Origin of the sequence: Marisediminicola senii (genome assembly GCF_011057645.1) — a bacterium.
GTDB lineage: Bacteria > Actinomycetota > Actinomycetes > Actinomycetales > Microbacteriaceae > Marisediminicola > Marisediminicola senii.
This window is the reverse complement of record NZ_JAALGE010000001.1, coordinates 142,646-161,460: the sequence shown is the minus strand read 5'-3', so window position 1 is coordinate 161,460 and position 18,815 is coordinate 142,646. Positions and strand designations below refer to the sequence as shown.

The following is an 18,815-nucleotide window of genomic DNA, read 5'->3' as shown; positions in this document are numbered from 1 at the left end:
GTGACCGACCGCGGAATCGGGCCGGAGGAAATGGTGAAACGATGCTCGAAAAAGGGAGTAGTGTCGCCCCTCGTGACGAACGTAGTTCGGTCGCCCAAGCGGTGGCTGATCGGCGAACCGCTGGCCTCAGAGAAGCTCGAGGGCCAGCTCCTCCCGAAGCATTTGGCACTCCCGATCTTCGCGAGTGACCCTCTCTCCTCAGTGGCGTATGCGCCCCAGGAGCTTCTGCTTATCCTCACCCTGGGTGGCCTCGCCTTCCTCAGCTTCACCCCGTGGATCGCCGCGGCTGTCGTTCTGCTGCTCGTGGTCGTCGTGGCGTCGTACCGGCAGCTCATCAAGGCCTACCCGTCGGGAGGCGGCGACTACGAGGTCGCGCACAAGAACCTGGGCGAGCGCGCCGGGCTGGTCGTGGCATCCGCCCTGCTCGTCGACTACATCCTGACGGTGACGGTGTCGGTCGCGAGCGGGGTCGACAACATCATCTCGGCGTTCCCCGAACTGAACCCGGCGCGCGTCGAGATCGCGGTGTTCTTCGTGATCGCCCTCGCGGCCGTGAACCTGCGCGGTGTCGCCGAGTCGAGCAAGGCATTCGCGCTTCCCACCTACCTCTTCATCGCCAGCGTGCTGCTGATGATCGTCACCGGACTCGTGCGGGTCGCCCTGGGCGACACCCCGATTGCCGAGTCCGCAGGGTTCCAGGTCGAGGGCGAGAACCTCAGCCAGGTGGCGTTCGTGCTCCTCCTGCTTCGCGCATTCGCGAGTGGATGCAGCGCCCTGACCGGTGTCGAGGCGATCGCGAACGGCGTGCCGGCATTCCGCCGCCCGAAGGTCAGGAACGCGCAGGCCACCCTGGTGCTGATGGGCGGTATCGCCATCGTGCTGTTCATCGGGGTCGTCACCCTCTCGCTGGTCAGCCGGGTGCACTACGCCGAAGACCCGTGCACCCTCATCGGGTTCGCGAACTGCGAGACGACACCGCAACGCAGCGTGATCGCGCAACTAGCGGCCGCGATCTTCGGCGGCGACACCACGATCATGTTCTACGTCATCCAGGGCGCGACCGCCGCGGTACTTCTGCTCGCCGCCAACACCGCGTTCAATGGCTTTCCGCTGCTCGGCTCGGTGCTGGCGCGCGACGGCTACGCACCCAAGTCACTGTCGACCCGCGGCGACCGCCTGGTGTACTCGAACGGCGTCATCGTGCTGGGGCTCGCCGCCATCGTGCTGCTCATCGCCTACCGCGCGAACCTGACGCAGCTGATCCAGCTGTACATCATCGGCGTCTTCGTGAGCTTCACCCTGGGGCAGAGCGGCATGGTGGTGCACTGGACCCGGATGCTGCGTGCCGGGTGCGCCGACCGCGGGGTCGTGCTGCGCAGCCGCGCCATCAACGCCGTCGGCGCCGCGATGACCGGAGTGGTGCTCATCGTCGTCACCGTCACCAAGTTCACCCACGGGGCCTGGCTCGTGTTCGCGATCATGCCCCTGCTGTACCTGCTCATGCTGCGCGTTAACCGGTACTACGGCGATGTCGAGAAGGGCATCGCGGTCGACGACTCGACCACGTTCGGGTCGACCGGCGACCACGCGATCGTGCTCGTGGGCAAGATGCAGAAGCCCACCCTCAAGGCGCTCGACTATGCGGTCGCCGCCCGCCACGAGACCATCGAGGCCGTGCACATCAACGTCGACGATGCGGAATCGGAGAAGCTCGACCGTCAGTGGGACGAGATGGGCATCCAGATCCCACTGCGCATCGTCGCGTCACCGTATCGCGACATCAGCGCGCCGCTCGTGCAGTACATCAAGGCCAGGCGCGCAGAGCACGGCGCCGAGGTCGTCACGGTGTACACGCCGCAGTACATCGTCGGCCGGTGGTGGGAGCACATGCTGCACAACCACAAGGCCAGGCGCATCCGTCACAAGCTCATGCTCGTGCACGGCGTCACCATCGCCCTCGTGCCGTGGCTGCTGGACTCGTCGAAGAAGCTGTACCGTCGGCCGTCACGTCCGCTGCCGGGGGCCGACAGACGGGGCGAGCCGCGCCGGCCCGCCTACCGCGCCGTGCCGGGGCTCGAGGTCTCGGGTGGTCGCGTGGTGCACCCGGATGCATCCGCGCCTGCGCCTCCGAACCCGGAGCGATGATGACAACCCTGCGATCCGAGATCCTCGACGGAACCCGCGTGCTGACCGGAGCGTGGTCGACAATGACCGATCCGTTCTCCGCCGCCATCCTGGCCACCGCCGGCTATGACTGGATCTGCATCGACGAGCAGCACGGGTCGGCAACGCCCGATCGCTCGGTCGACCTGATCGGGGTCGCCGCCGCGGCCGGGGCGAACACCCTGGTGCGGGTGGCGGCCAACCGCCCAGAACTCATCGGGCGGGCGCTCGACAGCGGAGCGGCCGGGGTGATCGTTCCGATGGTGCAGTCGGCGATGGATGCCGCGGCGGCGGCCCGCGCGAGCCGCTATGCACCGCAGGGCCAGCGAAGCTGGGGCCCGGCCCGCGCCCTGTACTCCGCGGGTGCCACCGACACCGCGGCGACGAATGACGCCGTGACCTGCCTCGTAATGGTCGAGACACCCGACGCCGTGGCGCAGGTGGACGCCATCGCGACCACCGAGGGGATCGACGGCATCTTCGTCGGCCCGTTCGACCTCTCCATCGCGCTGGGGATAGGCGTGGACGAGTTGGTCGGGGATAGGTCGCCGAGCGCTCCCCTGCCGAGCATCGTCGCCGCCTGCGAGGCGGCGGGTATAGCCGCTGGCGTGTACGCGGGGTCGGTGGAGCGCGCGGTCGCACTCGCCGCCATCGGGTTCACGGTGATCGCGGTGGGGTCTGACGCCGACCTGCTGGGAACGGCGGCTGCGGCCACGGCGTCCGAGGCGCGCCTGCGCCTGGGGTGACGCGGCGGGCAGCATCCATGCCCCTGAAACCGACCGCGATGGCGGCTATCCTGTGGCCGGTGACTACTCTGCACCGGACCGACTGCACGCAACCGTGACCGTGACCACCGCCGATGTCTCGTCGGCCCATGCACGCATTCGACAGCACGTTCGCCGCACCCCGGTTGCCCGGCTCGACGTCGCCGGGCACGACGACGTGTGGGCGAAACTGGAGTTCGTGCAGCACACCGGAACGTTCAAGGCGCGCGGGGCATTCAACCGCATCCTGGCGTCCCAGGAGTCGGGGCTGCTCGATCCGGCGGTGGGGATCGCCGTGGCATCCGGCGGCAATGCGGGGCTCGCCAACAGCTACGCCGCGCGCGAGCTCGGAGTGCCGGCGACGGTGTTCGTTCCGGAGGCCGCGCCGCGCGTGAAGGTCGAACGACTGCGTTCGTACGGCGCGACGGTCGTGCTCGGCGGGTCGGAGTACGCGGAGGCGTACCTCGCGGCGATGGAATTCGTGGCCGAGACGGGCGCGCTGTATTGCCACGCCTACGACCAGCCCGAGATCGTGGCCGGGGCGGGAACGCTCGGGCTCGAGTTGTTGGAGCAGACGGACGGCGCCGTCGACACCGTTCTCGTCGCGGTCGGCGGTGGCGGGCTGATGGCGGGCGTCGCCGCGGCGGTAGAGGGTAGGGCGCGGGTCGTCGGCGTCGAACCCGAGAACGCGCCGACGTTGCACACCGCGCTGGCGAGCGGGGCACCCACCGATGTCGCGGTGTCGGGTGTCGCGGCCGACAGCCTCGGCGCCCGTCGCATCGGCGAGGCGGGGTTCGCCGTCGCCACCCGCGCCGGCGTGCTCGGCATGCTCGTCTCCGACGACGAGATCGTGGCCGCCCGCCGCTGGGCGTGGGAGAACTGGCGCATCGCGCTCGAGCACGGTGCTTCGACCCCGATCGCCGCCCTGCTGTCAGGCGTGTACGTTCCGCAGCCCGGCGAGCGCGTCGCCCTCGTGCTGTGCGGCTCGAACACCGACCCGTCCGACCTGTAGCGCACTGGGCGGACGGTTCGTTGTGTTCGCGCCATCGGACGTACCCGGCGTCAGCCCTTCTCGGCACCCTCGGTAGTGTTCATCAGCCGCTTCTGGAAGATGAAGAACACCACGGCGACCGGGATGGTCATCAGCATCGCCGAGGCGAGCACGAGCGGGAACTGGTTGCCGGAGCCCAGCTGCCCGGAGACGAGCGACGCGACGCCGGTGGTCAGCGTATTCAGGTCCGGGTCCGAGCGCGACACGATGAAGTGCGAGAACTCGTTCCACGATCCCTGAAAGCTCAGGATCACCAGGGTCACGACCGCGGGCCGCGCCATCGGCAGCACGATGGTCCAGAAGGTGCGGAATACCCCCGCCCCGTCGATGCGTGCCGCTTCCTCGACGCTGAGCGGGATCGACTCGAAGAACTGCTTCATGATGAAGATGCCGGCGGCATCGACGATGAGCGGGATGATCATGCCGGCATAGCTGTCGTACAGGCCGAGTTCCTTGAGGATGAGGAAGCGTGGGATGAGCAGGACCACCCCGGGTACCGCCATCACGGCGATCACGATCGCGAAGATCACGTTGCGTCCGCGAAAGTGCAGTCGCGACAGCGCGTATCCGGCGAGCGAGCAGAAGAACACCCGACCACAGGTCACGATCAGCGTGATGATCGTCGAATTCATCGCCCAACGCGGCAGGGGCACGTCGGTGAACAGCCGGTCGTAGGCCGCGTAGGTCCAGGTCTCCGGTATGAGCGATAACGGGTTCGCCGTTGCATCCGCGTCCGTCTTGAAGCTACCGGCGACCGAGATGAGGAACGGGTAGATGTAGACCAGCGCCATGATGATCAGCAGCAGGTAGCTGGCGGCGATCGACGCGCGGAGGCGTGGGGACCGGCCGACGCGGCGTCTGGTCGGCTCTCCCCCTGTCGACTCCGCCTGGATCGCGGTCTCTGGCGTGAGGGTGCTCACCGGGTGCCTGCCTTCTGCTGGTCGATGCTGGTGTCGGTGCCCAGCGAATCGGATCTCGCCCGATCGCGCTCGGCGGAGGTGCGCAGGTCGGCCTCGGCCTTGCGCGCATTGCGCTCGGCGCGCTTGCCGGTGTCGCGGTCACGCAGGATGACCCGCTGCAGCAGGGTCAGCGACACGATGATCGCGAACAGGATGAACGAGATCGCCGCACCCTGCCCCCAGTTCAGGTCGGTGAACGACGACTGGAAGGCAAGGTAGGCAGGGGTCAGGAGGGTCTTGCCCGGCGCTCCGCCGCCGCCCGTGAGGTACACCTGGTCGAACAGCTGCCACGTGCCGATCAAGCCGAGGGTCAGCACGGTGAACAGGGTGGGCTTGAGCATGGGGAGCGTCACCGAGAAGAACTTGCGGAACGGACCGGAGCCGTCCATCAGCGCGGCCTCGTCGATCTCCGCACCGATATTCTGAAGCGCCGCGAGGAACAGCAGCATGAAGGTCCCGGAGGTCGTGAACACGACGAGCACGATGATCGCGCACATCGCGGTTGATGGCCCGGACACCCACTGCCACCAGCTGATGCCGAGCGGCCCCTCGACGTCGAGGAACGCGGGCGCTGATGTGACGCCCACGGCCCCGAGCAGGTTGTGGATGACCCCGCTCGGGTCCTTGAACCAGTTGGGTCCATTGATGCCGAAGAAACGCAGGATCGAGTTGACCACGCCAGAGGCGGTGAACAGGAACAGGAAGATCGTGGTGATCGCGATCGAACTCGTTACCGACGGAAAATAGAACGCGGTGCGAAAGAAACCGCGTCCGCGCAGTACCTTGCGGTTGACCTGCACGGCGAGGAACAGTGCAAGCGCCGTCTGCGTCGGCACCACGAAGATCACGAAGTAGATGTTGTTGCGAATAGCCGTGCCGAAGTCACTCCGGCTCAGGCCCTCGTCGATGAGGACCTTCTGGTAGTTCTCGCCGCCCACGAACGATGAGTTGCCCACCGGCGACCCGAGTCCGTTCCAGTCGCTGACGCTCACGTACAGCGCCAGGAAGATCGGCGCCACGAGAAAGACACCGATGATGATGATGGCCGGACTGACGAACAGCCAGCCGTAGCGCGCCTCACCGGCCCGCATTCCCTTGCTCATGTCGCCTCCCTTCTAATGGGGGCCGGGCAGCGGGTGTTCCGCTGCCCGACCGGGGATGGGGAACGCTACTGGGCGTTCGACTCGTCGAGCGCGGCCTGCAGGCTGGTCTGCACGGACTCGAGGATCGACTGGGCGTCGCCACCGATGAGCGACTCCAGCTGCGAGTTGAAGTCCGTGATGGCAGATGCGGATCCGGCGAAGTTCACCGGGCTCACCGCGTAGTCGGCGCTCTCGACGAACGATGCATTCTCCGGGTATGCCGCGGCGTAGAGGGCTGCGGCCGACTCCGTCGACGGGATGACGCCGAACGCATCGGCGGCAGCCATCTGCTGCTCGTCACTCGTCAGGAATTCGACGAGGGATGCCGCGGCATCCGCCGTCTCGGATCCCTGCGGGATTCCCCAGCAGTTGCTGAAGGTGAAGGTCGACTGACCGCCGGGGCCGGCCGGCAGTTCGTACGCCGCATAGTTCGTGTCGGGGAAGTCCGCGTCGATTCCCTTGATCCAGGGCCCCTCGATCACCATGGCCGCCTTGCCGAGGCCCAGGGCCTCACCTGACCAGCCAGCATCGAGGGCGGACGGCGTCATGTAGACGCCGGCGTCGGCGAGCTTCTGGATGTACTCGAGTCCCGCGACATTCTCCGGGGTGTCTGCGGTGACGGTTTCGCCGTCGTCACTGATCAGCTCACCGCCCGCCTGGTTCATGAACGCGCCGGCGCGGGCGTACTCGAGGCCGAACGAGAGACCGACCTGGGTGTCGGTGGTGAGGGCGGTGGCCGCGGCTTCGAGGCTGTCCCAGTCGGTGGGTACGTCGGCGTCGGTCAGTCCCGCGGCCGCCCACGCGTCGGTGTTGATGATGAGTCCGAGGGTCGAGAAGTCCTTCGGCGCGCAGGTGAAGGCGTCGTCGTAGGTGAAGGTGTCGACCAGGTTGGGGTAGAAGTCGTCGGCATTGGCGAGGTCTGCGGCGTATGGCTCGAGGTAGCGGTTGGCCCCGTAGGTGGCGAACTGGTCCCACCCCATGTAGAAGAGGTCGGGCGCGCTGTCTCCGGCGAAGCCCTGGCTGAGCTGCTGGTTGAGGTCGTTCGCGACGATGACCTCGACGGTCGCATCGTTCTCCTCTGCCCAGGCGGAGGTGGCCGCCTCGACTGCGGCCGTCTCGGCTTCTCCGCTCGAGCCGATGAGCACGCTGAGTTCCTGCCCGTCAGCGCTGCCGCCGCCGTCGCCTCCCGACGCGCATCCTGCGAGGGTGGCGGTGAGGCCGACAGCGAGGGTCGCTGCGACCCATGGCTTGGTATTCATTTCATGTCCTTCCGGGGGTGATTGCGGGCGGCGACGGCCGCCCTCTCTGTGGTGGTGCCGTCTGTGGAGGTGGTGTCGGTGGAGGTGGTGTCGGTGCTGCCGTTCAGCGGCAGGGTGCCCGGAGTCCGCGCGACCAGGCGGGGCGTCACGAGGCGGTGCGCGGCGTTGGCGGTGATCTCGCGCGGAACGATGTCGTTGCCGGTCGGCCCGAGCAGCAGCTCGAGCACGGACGCCGCGACCTGGTCGAGCTGCTGCTCGACACTCGAAAGCCCGATGGCCTGGGCGACCGGCGTGTCATCGAAGCCGATGATCGGCATTCGGGGAAGGCCGGCGGATGACGCGGCGACGAGCGCCCCCAGTGCCAGCGTGTCGCTGGCGCAGACGATGGCGTCGACCGGCGCTGTCTCCCCCGCCGCTGCGCGCTCGAGCACGCGGGTGACGGTGGCCGTGGCCTCGGCGACCCCGTCGTAGCTCGCGCTGGAGAGGGCGCCGACCGCGGCATCCGTCAGGTCGAGGCGGTCGCGCATGGCGTCTTCCCAACCGCCGCGCCGGTCGTCGCCGGTGCCGGACGGGGCGGGCCAGCCGACCCAGTGCACCTGCCGTGCGCCAGCGTCGAGGAGGTGTTCGGTGGCGTGGCGCACGCCGGCGCGGCCGTCGACGTCGACCCAGAGGTGCTGCGGGTCGTTCATGTCGTCGATGCCCCACGGGCGCCCGAAGGTCACGAACGGAACGCGGTTCTCGATCAGCCATGACGTGCGAGGGTCGCCATGGAATGTCGCGGTGAGCACGAACGCGTCGACGTCTGCGCCCTCGTGCAGGCGGCGGATCTGCTCGATCTCCTGCTCCGGGCCGTCGGCGGTGAACAGCAGGACCCGCATCGCACGGGCATCGGCGTGCTCTGTGAGGGCGTGCACGAAGTGGTCGAGTACCGCGCCGGAGATGCCGTTGCGCATCGGGTCGAGGCGCACGCCGAGCGTTGCCGACTTCTGCTGGCGCAGGCGCCTGGCCGACAGGTTGGGCCGGTAGCCCAACTCGGCGATGGCGGACTGGACCCTGGTGCGGGTGGCCTGCTTCACGATGTCCGGGCTGTTGAGCACGTTCGAGACCGTCTGCCGGGAGACCTGCGCCAACTTCGCGACGTCCTCGACGGTGGGTTGCACTCCCATTGGGCCCCCTTCGGCCTCGACACTGCGGCTATTCGATCGTTCAAACCGCGCGATGCTGCGCTCCCCCGAAGGCCCCAGGCGATGCGGTGAGAAAAGTTTGATCGATCAAATTTCTAGTGTTACGTTACCTCAGAGCCGGGGAATGTCAATCGAGGTGCCGAAAGTTTTTCGGCAGCGGCTCGCCCCCTGCCTCACCGGGGGCCGACGGCGACGACGACCGACACCCGCCCCGCCCTTCCGAAAGTCCACGATCGCGCCAATCGACGAGGAGTCGTGACACAACATGTCGAACCACCTGCAACCCCTCATCCACGACCAATCCATCGTGCTGAAGGCCCCCACCCAGGCGTGGTCCGCGGCAGACGGGTCGATCGGATCGTCGGCCATCCACGGCATCTACTTCTCCGACGTGCGGCTCGTGCACGCGGCATCCGTCACGGTCGGAAACCGTGACGGCGAGCGCATCGCCACCATTCCGGGCGGCGCGGAGTCGGTGACCATCGTGTCCCTGCAGCGACACCTTGATGACCGGATGCCCGATCCGCGCGTGCGCTCGAAGCACACGCGCACCGCGAGCATCGATGGCGTCACCGAGTCTTTCCGCCTCGAATCGAACCTCGACACCGCCATCGCGACCACCGTCGTGCTGTCACTGCGGCCCGACCTCGCCGACATGGACCACGTCAAGGCTGGCTTCGGGCCGCGCGTTCCCGTGCCGGAGATCGTGCTCACGACTGACGCCGCCGGCCTGGAGGGCACGGCGGATGCAACGGCCACCTGGCACACCGAGACCGTCACGGCGACCCTGCGCATCAACGGCGGCACCCTCGACACGCTCGACGACGGGGAGTTGCGGGCGACGTGGGAGATCACGGTGCCCGCTCGTGGGTCGGCCACCGTCGACTGGACGATTCGCGCCAGCGACGCGAGCGCGGTGGTGCGCGGAGTGACGTCGCCCCTCCCCTGGAGCGTGCCCGTCGTGACGGCCGCCGACGAGCGGCTCTCCCGCTGGCTGTCGGTCGCCCTCGACGATCTCGCCGCCCTACGCCTCAGCCCCGTCGATCACCCCGACGAGGTGTTCCTCGCGGCCGGCGCCCCGTGGTTCTTCACGCTCTTCGGACGCGACTCCATCTGGGCGGCCCGGATGATGCTCCCGCTGGGCACGTCGCTCGCCGCCGACACCCTGCGGATTCTCGCGCGGCTGCAGGGCGCAGCATCCATCCCCGACACCGCGGAGCAACCGGGCAAGATCATGCACGAGCTGCGGCGCGGGGCGCTGTCGATGCCGGGCGAGGGGCTGCACCTGCCTCCGCTGTACTACGGCACGGTCGACGCGACACCGTTGTGGGTCTGCCTGCTACACGACGCCTGGCGATGGGGGATGGCCGACGATGAAGTGCGCGCGCTGCTGCCCAATCTCACCGCTGCCCTCGAGTGGATGCGTGACTTCGGCGACGCCGACGGCGACGGACTCCTCGAATACGTCGACGAGACCGGCCACGGGCTGGCGAACCAGGGCTGGAAGGATTCGGGCGACTCGGTGCAGTGGCGAGACGGCACCCTGGCCGACGGCCCGATCGCACTCTGCGAGGTGCAGGCTTACGCGTACGAGGCGGCGATGCACGGCGCCGACCTGCTCGACCACTTCGGCCAGGACGGATCGGAATGGCGCGACTGGGCGGCCGTACTCAGGACGCGGTTCCACGAGAGCTTCTGGATTCCCTCGACCGACGGCGCGTACCCGGCGATCGCCCTCGACGCGCAGAAGCGGCCGGTCGACACCGTCACGAGCAACCTCGGGCACCTGCTCGGCACCGGGTTGCTCGACGCCGACCAGTCGGCCCGCATCGCCGCTCACCTCGTCTCGCCGCAGATGGTCAGTGGCTACGGGCTGCGCACGATGAGCACCGATTCCGCCGGATACTGGCCGCTGAGCTACCACGGAGGCAGCGTCTGGGCGCACGATACGGCGATCGCGATCTCCGGTCTGTCACGCGCGGGCTTTCGCGACGAGTCGGGGCTTCTGGCATCCGGACTGCTCGCCGCCGCCGCTGGGTTCGACTACCGCATGCCGGAGCTGCACTCCGGCGACCCGGCCGACGACGCATCGCGCCCGATTCCGTATCCCGCCGCGTGCCGGCCCCAGGCGTGGTCTGCGGCGTCAGCGGTCTCGGTGCTCGCAAGCGTCCTGGGACTCGATCCCGACGCCAGCATGGGCGTGCTCAATGTCTCACCAGCGGCGTCGGGACTGTGCCCGATGCGCGTCGACGGGTTTCGCTTCACCGGAAATGCCGTGTCAATCCACCTGAATGCCGACGGCGAGGTCGCAGAAGCCACCGGCGCCACCATCGAGGTCGGCTGACCGGTGCGTCACCCCTCCCCCACGACGGGCGGAATGGGGGCTGTGCAGTGCACCGGATGATGCGGGGCTTAGTGCTAAAGTAAGCGCTTAGTTCGTTGCATTCCTGTTGGCCACTACCCGGCGCCGCTCTCGCGTGCGGGCTGGATTCGTAAGGGGGGTCACCCATGGGACGCGGTCGCCAGAAGGCTAAGCACACCAAGGTTGCCCGGGACCTGAAGTATTTCAGCCCTGATACCAACTACACGGCACTCGAGCGCGAGCTCATGCTGAAGTCGGCACAGCAGGACCAGTACGTCGATCGCTGGGCCGACGACGCTGACGAAGACGACGACACCGACACCGAGTTCCCCGCCGGCCAGTCCGACGACGCTCCCCCGCACAGCAAGACCGCGTAGCACGCGACTTCCGGGTATACGGCCCTACTCAGGAACTACCTGAATCAGGCACCACCCGAGTCAGGGCGAGTCAGCCCCGCGAGCCAGGGTAAGTCAGCCCCGCGCGCCAGGCATCGCCATGGTCAGGCGTACTGCCCGACCAGCCGAACCGCTCCGCCGTCGACGCCCTTGGCGCCCTGTTCCCAGCCCTTGCCGGCGAGCCGGTCACCGGTGACGAGTGCGGTCGACACCACGCCGAGCTGCCAGGCATGGATGCCGCCGGCCTCGAGCCCCTCGATTGTCGCCGCAGCCGCGGCCTGGTCGACCACGGCGATCATACCGACGCCGAGGTTCCACGTTCCCTCGGTCTCGGTCAGGTCGAGGCCGCCCCACTCGGCGAGCACCCGGAACACAGGCTGCGGCGACCAGGTCGAGCGCTCGAGCTCGGCCCACGATCCGACGGGCAGCACGCGGGCGAGGTTCGCGGCGATACCCCCACCCGTCACGTGGCTGAGCGCGTGCACGTCGACGCCGGCCTGCAGCAGCGCCAACAGCGGTGCGGTGTAGAGGCGGGTGGGCTCGAGCAGCTGCTCGCCGATGAGCCCACCGAGCTCGTCGGACTGGTCGGTGTATCCGACATCGCGACCGCGCAGGATGTGGCGAACGAGGGAGAACCCGTTGCTGTGGAGCCCGGATGACGCGATGCCGATGATCACGTCGCCGTCGACGACCCGGTGCGCTCCGAGCATGGCATCCGCTTCGACCGCGCCGACCGCGGCACCGGCGACGTCGTAGTCGTCAGGGCCGAGGAGGCCGGGGTGCTCCGCGGTCTCGCCGCCGACGAGGGCGGTTCCCGTCTCGGCGCAGCCGCGCGCGATGCCAGCGACGATGTCGGCGATGCGCGTCGGAACGACCCGGCCGCACGCGATGTAGTCGGTCATGAAGAGTGGAGCGGCTCCCACCACGACGATGTCGTCGACGACCATGCCGACGAGGTCGAGCCCGATGGTGTCGTGCTTGTCGATCGCCTGCGCGATGGCGACCTTGGTACCGACGCCGTCGGTCGAGGTCGCGAGCAGCGGGCGCTCGAAGGACTTGAGGAACGAGACGTCGAACATCCCGGCGAATCCGCCGACCCCGCCGACGACATTGGGGCCGTGCGTGGCCGACACGGCGGACTTCATCAATTCGACCGCGAGGTCGCCCGCTGCGGTGTCGACGCCGGCGTCGCGGTAGCTTCTCGAGGTGTCTGTAGTCACGCCCCCAGAGTACCGGCGGGAGCCGCAGCATCCATTCGCCCTGGCATAGCGGCGGCCACCGGGGCCAGCACGGAGGGGCTGCGCGATGTGCAAAACTGTATCCGGCCCGCTCGGACCATGACCCCCAAGCACTGGAGCCCGCTGAAGTATGTGCGGAATCGTCGGCATCGTATCCTCGGAACCCGCTAACCAACTGGTCTACGACAGTCTTCTGCTGCTGCAGCACCGCGGACAGGATTCGACCGGTATCGCGACGGCGGATGGCCGCACCTTCCACATGGTGAAGGCCAAGGGCCAGGTGCGCGAGGCATTCCGCACCCGGGACATGCGTGCCCTGCCCGGCACGATCGGCCTCGGACACGTGCGCTACGCCACCCGCGGATCGGCAGCCAACGAAGAAGAGGCGCAGCCCTTCTACGTGAGTGCCCCCTACGGCATCGTGCTCGTGCACAACGGCAACCTCACGAACACCCGCGAGCTCACGCAGGAACTGTTCGACATCGACCGCCGGCACCTCAACACCACCTCCGACACCGAGCTGCTCGTCAACGTGCTCGCGAACGAGCTGCAGCAGAAGGTGACGGGGGCGAACCTCGACCCCGACCAGATCTTCGACGCCGTCGAGAGCCTGCACGAGCGGGTCGAGGGATCGTATGCATCCATCGCGATCATCCCGGGGCATGGGCTGCTGGCGTTCCGCGATCCGTTCGGCATCCGCCCGCTGGTCCTCGGCCGCAAGCCCCGCGGCATGGTGGGGTGGGACTGGGTCGTGGCATCCGAAAGCCTCGTTCTCGAGAGCGGCGGTTACGAGCTGGTTCGCGACATCGCCCCCGGTGAGGCAGTGTTCATCGCGATCGACGGCGAGATGACCTCACGCCAGTGCGCCAAGAACCCGCAGCTGATCCCGTGCTCGTTCGAGTACGTGTACCTCGCGAGGCCCGACTCGATCATGAACGGCATCTCGGTCTACGACGCGCGCCTGCGCCTCGGCGACCGGCTGGCCGACACCGTGGCGGAATACACGCCGCGCGGCGACATCGACGTCGTCATGCCGATTCCCGACTCCTCACGCCCCGCCGCCATGCAGGTCGCTCGCAAGCTCGGCATCGAGTACCGCGAGGGGTTCTACAAGAACCGCTACGTCGGACGCACCTTCATCATGCCCGGGCAGGCCGAGCGCAAGAAGTCGGTCAAGCAGAAGCTCAACGCGATGAGCTCGGAGTTCAAGGGCAAGAACATCCTGATCGTCGACGACTCGATCGTGCGCGGCACGACGTCGAAGGAGATCGTCGAGATGGCGCGGCAGGCGGGTGCCAACAAGGTGACGTTCACGTCGGCCGCTCCCCCGGTGCGCTACCCGCACGTGTACGGCATCAACATGCCGACCCGGCACGAGCTCGTGGCGCACGGGCGCAAGATCCCCGACATCGCGACGGTGCTCGGCTCGGACTACCTCATCTACCAGGAGGTCGCCGACATGAAGTCGGCGATCCTCGAGGGGTCGAACGTGACCGACCTCGAGATGAGCTGCTTCACCGGCGACTACGTCACGGGCAGCGTCACCCCGGAATACCTGGCCTGGGTCGAGCGCAACCAGCTGAGCTGAGGCGGCGCCGCGCTAGACCGCGGCTCCACAGGCCTCAGGTCTTTTGGCGGCGGGCTCCCGTCAGTCCTCGAGGTCGCCGTCGACCTCTTCTGGCAGCGCGTCGACGGTGGTGTGCTCGGCCTCGAACTGCTTCGCGCGCCGGGTAGCGACCACGTCGAGGAGTACCGCGACCAGTCCGCCGATGGCGGCTCCGATCGGCACCGCGATCAGGGCGAAGTACCCGAACAGGGCGCCGAAGCCCACCTCGGGATCGACCGGATAGATCGCGGTGAGGATGAACGTGATGATCGCGGCGAGCCCCGCGCCGATGATGATGAACCGCGGGTACTTGGGGGCCCTGCGCACCGTGACCCGGCGGGTGTCGACGGTCGACGCCGGTTCCCCGGGCGTCGGGGCGGGAGGGGCCTGGCCGTCAGGCGTCGCACCGGCCCCGGAGGGGTCGGCCGGGCGGGGCGCGTTATCGGTCATCCGTCTATTCTCGCCGACGCGCGCCGGTCTCGCCGACTCAGACGGGCGTTCGCTGCCAGCTCACGGGAAGCTGCCCGGTGAGGTTCGCCCGCTGCCCCGACGCCGAGATCCTGCCGCTCGCCACCGCGTCGCCCCAGCTGACCGCCCCGGTCGCGAGCTGCACCCAGGTCGACGGATCGGTCTCGATCACGTTGGGCGGGGTGCCACGGGTATGCACGGGCCCCTCGATGCACTGCACGGCGCCGAACGGGGGTACCCGCACCTCGACGGTGTTGCCAGGGGCGTTCTCGGCGAGCACCTGCAGCGTGTAGCGCACCGCGAGTGCCATGGTCGTGTCATCCGCGTCGGGGGCGAGCGCCTGCCGCACGGCGGCTTCGCCCACGAGTGCGACTATCTTCGCTCTGGCCATGCTCCACGGTAACAACTGGGCGGCGGCCCGCGCGCTGGTTCGCCTCGCGCACCTGGTTAGCCTCGCGGACCTGGTTCGCCTCGCGCACCTGGTTCGCCTCGCGGACCTCCACCACTAGCCTTGCAGGGTGAGAATCCTCGTCCTCGGGTCTGGCGCACGTGAGCACGCCATCATCAGTGCGTTGCGTGCCGAGAATGCCGGCCACGAGATCACCGCGGCCCCCGGCAATGCGGGTATCGCGATGGACGTGCCGATCATCCACCTCGACCCGACCAACGGCAACGTCGTCACCGGCTTCGCCCTCGACAACGACATCGACCTGGTCGTCATCGGGCCGGAGGCCCCGCTCGTCGCGGGCGTCGCGGACCGGCTCCGCCAGCGCGGGGTCGCAGTCTTCGGGCCTGGCAAGGCCGCCGCGCAGCTCGAGGGCAGCAAGACCTTCGCCAAGCGCATCATGGACGACGCCGGAGTTCCGACCGGCCGCGCCATCCGCTCCGGCAACCTCGCTGAGGCGACCGCCGCCCTCGACGACTACGGATCCCCCTACGTCGTGAAGGCCGACGGCCTTGCCGCGGGCAAGGGCGTTCTGGTGACCGACGACCGCGACGCCGCGATCGCGCACGCCACGCACTGGCTGCAGTACGGCACCGTGCTCGTCGAGGAGTTCCTCGACGGCCAGGAGGTCTCGCTCTTTCTGCTCAGCGACGGTCACACCGTGCTTCCGCTCTCGCCCGCGCAGGACTACAAGCGGCTCCTCGACGGCGACGAGGGCCCGAACACCGGCGGCATGGGCGCTTATTCGCCGCTCCCCTGGCTCGACGACGGCTTCGTCGACGAGGTCATCGAGACGGTCGCGCTCCCGACGATCCGCCAGCTCGCGGCCGAGCAGACGCCGTTCATCGGCCTGCTCTACTGCGGCCTCATCATCACCGGCGACGGTGTGCGCGTCATCGAGTTCAACGCCCGGTTCGGCGACCCCGAGACCCAGGTCGTGCTGCCGCGCCTGGTCACGCCGCTGAGCGGCCTGCTGTTCGCGGCGGCGACCGGGTCGCTCGGGTCGCACCCGCGCCCCGAGTTCACCAGTGACGTCGCGGTCACCGTGGTGCTCGCGAGCGAGGGATACCCCGACACCCCCGAGACCGGCCGCCCCATCACCGGGCTCGACGCCGCCCTCGCGGTCGAGGGGGTCTCCATCGCGCACGCGGCGACCGCGGTCACGGGCGACGAGCTCGTCTCGATCGGTGGACGCGTGCTCAGCGTCGTCGCCACCGCCCCCGACTTCGCCGAGGCCCGCGCCCGTGCGTACCGCGCCCTGGGCGCCATCGACCTGCGCGGCGCCCAGTACCGCACCGACATCGCGCAGCGCGTCGCCGAGTGAGGGCAGGACTGTGATGGATGCCACGGCTCTCGCCGGCTGGACGCACGCCTATTCCGGCAAGGTGCGCGACCTCTACGCGTCACCGGATCACCCCGATCGCCTGCTCGTCGTCGCCAGCGACCGTGTCAGCGCCTTCGACCACGTGCTCGAGCCCGGCATCCCATCCAAGGGTGAATTGCTCACCCGGCTGAGCCGCTGGTGGTTCGACCAGCTCGACGGCGTCGCGAACCACCTCGTCGACCCGGTGCCGGAGACCGTTCCCGCCGACGTGGTGGCCCGTGCGATGTTCGTGAAGACCCTCGACATGTTCCCCGTCGAATGCGTCGTGCGCGGGTATCTCGCGGGCTCCGGGCTGCTCGAGTACGAGGAATCGCAGACCGTGTGCGGCATCCCGCTACCCGCCGGCCTCGGCCGCGGCGACCGGCTGCCTGAGCCGATCTACACGCCGGCGTTCAAGGCGCAGCTCGGCGACCACGACGAGAACATCACGTTCGAACGCACCGTAGAACTCGTCGGAGAGGGTGCCGCGACCGAGTTGCGCGAGCGCAGCCTCGATATCTTTCGCCGGGCGACGGCGATCGCGGAGGCGCGCGGCGTGATCCTCGCCGACACGAAGTTCGAGTTCGGAACGGACCGCGAGACCGGCGAGATCACGCTCGCCGACGAGGTCCTGACGAGCGACAGCAGCCGGTTCTGGGATGCGGATGCCTGGGCATCCGGAAATCGCACCGACAGCTTCGACAAGCAGATCGTGCGGGACTGGCTGGTGCAGAACTGGGATTCCGCAGCCGAGGCCGTGCCGCCGACCCTGCCCGCGCACATCGTCGACCGCACGGCCGACCGCTATCGCGAGCTGATTTCGCGACTGACGGGCGACGCGGCCTGAGCGGCGCCGCTCGGCGCGGGCTCGACCCTGCCGCGGGCTCGGCCCTGCCGCGGGCTCTGGCGTGCCTGCTCGCCTGACGCAGGGCGCCTACGACTCGAGCGAGCCGCGCACGATCGAGTCGCCGGAGTGCTCGGGGTTGCCGTCGAGCGGCTCCGCCGACACGTCGACGATCGGGTAGTCGGCGATGTCGATGCCGTCCGGCACGACGAACCGGCCCTCGGTGCCTGACAGCACGCCGATGCTGATCAGCCCGCTGAGGTCGGGGGCGATCAGCCAGACCTCGCGGTATGCGCCGTCGGCCTCGGGGGCGTCGAGCGTCACGACGACCTCGCGGGGGCCGTCAGCCGACTGCTCGAGCAGCGCGTCGCCGGTCGATCCCGACCAGTCGGGGAGCGGCTCGAGCGGCGCCTCGGCGAGCACGTCGGGCGATGCGGGGAGCTGAGACACGATGACCGCGGCGGTTCCGCCGACGATGACGGCCGCGGCAGCCGCGGCGAGAAGGTAGGGCACGCGGGAACGGCGCGAGGCGCGACGCGGGCGCCGCTGCGGGTCGTGCAGCGGCACGGGGCCGGCGGCCGCAGTCGGCGTGGTCCCGGCCTCGGTGTCGTGACGCTGGGCGGCCTCGGGCGCAGCCGTGGTCGCAGCCGTGGTCGCGGGGGCGGCGAGCCGCGGATCGGGGGCGAGGTCGACGGCGACCGGCGGGGTGGTGGATGCCGCGGCATCCACTTCTTCACCGGAGGCGCGCGCGGCGACCGACCGCGGCACGACGTCGGAGGGGAACGACAGGGTCGCACTGATGCGTCGCCAGACCGAGTCATCGGGGGCGGCGAGCTGCTCGCCGGGGGTGCCGGACCTCGCGAGGTCGGCGACCCGCAGGAGGCTGCGGAGTTCGCTCGCGCACGACGCGCACTGCTCGATGTGCAGTTCGTCGTCGGCGGGTATCGACTCGCCCATGGCCTTCATGGCGAGTACGTCGGGGTCGCTATGCGTCATCATTCACCTCCAATCGTGTTCGGAGCCGATCGAGACTTCGACGGATATGACTTTTGACCGTGCCGAGGGGCATGTCGAGTCGGGCGGCAATCTGGGAGTGCGTGAGGTGGTCGTAGAAAGCGAGCTGCATGATCTGGCGCGGGGCCTCTGGCAGCAGCGCGAGCTCATCGGCCACCAGCAGGCGGTCGGCGAGGTCTTCCGACCACCACGAGACCTCGCGGTCGAGGCTGGCGATGATCGCCTCGCGGTCGCGGCGCTCGCGGGCGATGCGGGCGTGGGAATCGGCGATCGTGTTCTTGGTGATGCCGACGAGCCACCCGCCGAGCCTCGCGCGGGACGGATCGAAGGTGTGCCGGCCGAGCCACGCGGCGACGAACACCTTCTGCGTGACATCTTCCGCCTCCGTGGCATCCCCGAGTGACCTGGCCGCCATGCTGTAGACGAGGCGCGACCAGCGATCGTACATCGCCGCGAGCGCGCGCTCGTCACCGGCCACGAAATCGGCGGTGACCGATTCCTGGTCGTCGTCGTGCACGATGTCAGTCAATTGCGTCCGCTGAGTTCTCGTCATCGAGA

At 68.7% G+C, this 18,815-nt stretch carries 17 protein-coding genes; 8 read left to right on the top strand and 9 right to left on the bottom strand.

What is annotated here, in order from left to right:
* Positions 1-30 precede the first annotated feature (30 nt).
* From G5S38_RS00755 to G5S38_RS00745, 3 genes are all read left to right on the top strand, one after another.
* On the top strand, positions 31-2,145 hold the full coding sequence (locus G5S38_RS00755; RefSeq protein WP_165063510.1) for an APC family permease: 2,115 nt from the start codon (positions 31-33) through the stop codon (positions 2,143-2,145).
* Positions 2,145-2,909, top strand: a complete 765-nt coding sequence (locus G5S38_RS00750; protein WP_165063271.1) for an HpcH/HpaI aldolase family protein — start codon at positions 2,145-2,147, stop codon at positions 2,907-2,909. The genes G5S38_RS00755 and G5S38_RS00750 overlap by 1 nt, the downstream gene beginning before the upstream one ends.
* Positions 2,910-3,003: 94 nt before the next feature.
* The gene (locus G5S38_RS00745) at positions 3,004-3,939 is read left to right on the top strand and encodes a threonine/serine dehydratase (RefSeq protein ID WP_165063270.1); all 936 of its coding nucleotides are present in this window, start codon (positions 3,004-3,006) and stop codon (positions 3,937-3,939) included.
* A 50-nt stretch (positions 3,940-3,989) separates the two neighbouring features.
* Here the strand turns inward: G5S38_RS00745 and G5S38_RS00740 are convergent, their stop codons facing one another.
* The 4 genes from G5S38_RS00740 to G5S38_RS00725 all read right to left on the bottom strand — a co-directional run bounded on the left by G5S38_RS00740 (position 3,990) and on the right by G5S38_RS00725 (position 8,504).
* The gene (locus G5S38_RS00740; protein ID WP_407943816.1) at positions 3,990-4,898 is read right to left on the bottom strand and encodes a carbohydrate ABC transporter permease; all 909 of its coding nucleotides are present in this window, start codon (positions 4,896-4,898) and stop codon (positions 3,990-3,992) included.
* Positions 4,895-6,040 (bottom strand): carbohydrate ABC transporter permease, encoded by a 1,146-nt coding sequence (locus tag G5S38_RS00735; protein ID WP_165063269.1) that lies wholly within the window; start codon positions 6,038-6,040, stop codon positions 4,895-4,897. Before G5S38_RS00735 ends, G5S38_RS00740 begins: the two co-directional genes overlap by 4 nt.
* A gap of 65 nt (positions 6,041-6,105) precedes the next feature.
* Positions 6,106-7,338 (bottom strand): sugar ABC transporter substrate-binding protein, encoded by a 1,233-nt coding sequence (locus G5S38_RS00730; protein ID WP_165063268.1) that lies wholly within the window; start codon positions 7,336-7,338, stop codon positions 6,106-6,108.
* The gene (locus tag G5S38_RS00725) at positions 7,335-8,504 is read right to left on the bottom strand and encodes a LacI family DNA-binding transcriptional regulator (RefSeq protein WP_165063267.1); all 1,170 of its coding nucleotides are present in this window, start codon (positions 8,502-8,504) and stop codon (positions 7,335-7,337) included. The genes G5S38_RS00730 and G5S38_RS00725 overlap by 4 nt, the downstream gene beginning before the upstream one ends.
* 283 nt (positions 8,505-8,787) lie before the next feature.
* On the opposite strand from G5S38_RS00725, the gene G5S38_RS00720 reads away from it, so the two are divergent.
* Together G5S38_RS00720 and G5S38_RS00715 are read left to right on the top strand one after the other, a co-directional pair.
* Complete coding sequence (locus tag G5S38_RS00720) at positions 8,788-10,866, top strand: glycogen debranching N-terminal domain-containing protein (RefSeq protein ID WP_165063266.1); 2,079 nt, start codon at positions 8,788-8,790, stop codon at positions 10,864-10,866.
* A 164-nt stretch (positions 10,867-11,030) separates the two neighbouring features.
* Positions 11,031-11,261 carry a DUF3073 domain-containing protein gene (locus tag G5S38_RS00715; RefSeq protein ID WP_165063265.1) on the top strand — a complete coding sequence of 77 codons (231 nt, stop codon included), beginning with the start codon at positions 11,031-11,033 and terminating at the stop codon, positions 11,259-11,261.
* A 122-nt stretch (positions 11,262-11,383) separates the two neighbouring features.
* Here the strand turns inward: G5S38_RS00715 and purM are convergent, their stop codons facing one another.
* Positions 11,384-12,499: a phosphoribosylformylglycinamidine cyclo-ligase gene (purM, locus tag G5S38_RS00710; protein ID WP_268921029.1), complete on the bottom strand. Its 1,116-nt coding sequence runs from the start codon at positions 12,497-12,499 to the stop codon at positions 11,384-11,386.
* Between the two features lie 148 nt (positions 12,500-12,647).
* Between purM and purF the strand changes: the two genes are divergently transcribed.
* Entirely contained in the window at positions 12,648-14,105 is a 1,458-nt protein-coding gene (gene purF / locus G5S38_RS00705; RefSeq protein ID WP_165063263.1) for an amidophosphoribosyltransferase, read from the top strand.
* A 60-nt stretch (positions 14,106-14,165) separates the two neighbouring features.
* On the opposite strand, the gene G5S38_RS00700 is transcribed toward purF, so the two are convergent.
* Both G5S38_RS00700 and G5S38_RS00695 read right to left on the bottom strand, forming a co-directional pair.
* Positions 14,166-14,573: a hypothetical protein gene (locus G5S38_RS00700; RefSeq protein ID WP_165063262.1), complete on the bottom strand. Its 408-nt coding sequence runs from the start codon at positions 14,571-14,573 to the stop codon at positions 14,166-14,168.
* A gap of 37 nt (positions 14,574-14,610) precedes the next feature.
* Complete coding sequence (locus tag G5S38_RS00695) at positions 14,611-14,982, bottom strand: sterol carrier family protein (RefSeq protein WP_165063261.1); 372 nt, start codon at positions 14,980-14,982, stop codon at positions 14,611-14,613.
* Between the two features lie 127 nt (positions 14,983-15,109).
* On the opposite strand from G5S38_RS00695, the gene purD reads away from it, so the two are divergent.
* Positions 15,110-16,360, top strand: coding sequence for a phosphoribosylamine--glycine ligase (gene purD / locus G5S38_RS00690; RefSeq protein WP_165063260.1), 1,251 nt, complete (start codon positions 15,110-15,112; stop codon positions 16,358-16,360).
* A gap of 13 nt (positions 16,361-16,373) precedes the next feature.
* A complete protein-coding gene (locus G5S38_RS00685; RefSeq protein ID WP_165063259.1) occupies positions 16,374-17,246 on the top strand; it encodes a phosphoribosylaminoimidazolesuccinocarboxamide synthase in 873 nt (290 codons plus the stop codon).
* 87 nt (positions 17,247-17,333) lie between these two features.
* Here the strand turns inward: G5S38_RS00685 and G5S38_RS00680 are convergent, their stop codons facing one another.
* Positions 17,334-18,239, bottom strand: coding sequence for an anti-sigma factor (locus tag G5S38_RS00680; RefSeq protein WP_165063258.1), 906 nt, complete (start codon positions 18,237-18,239; stop codon positions 17,334-17,336).
* Positions 18,229-18,810 (bottom strand): RNA polymerase sigma factor, encoded by a 582-nt coding sequence (locus G5S38_RS00675; protein ID WP_165063257.1) that lies wholly within the window; start codon positions 18,808-18,810, stop codon positions 18,229-18,231. The genes G5S38_RS00680 and G5S38_RS00675 overlap by 11 nt, the downstream gene beginning before the upstream one ends.
* Positions 18,811-18,815 lie beyond the last annotated feature (5 nt).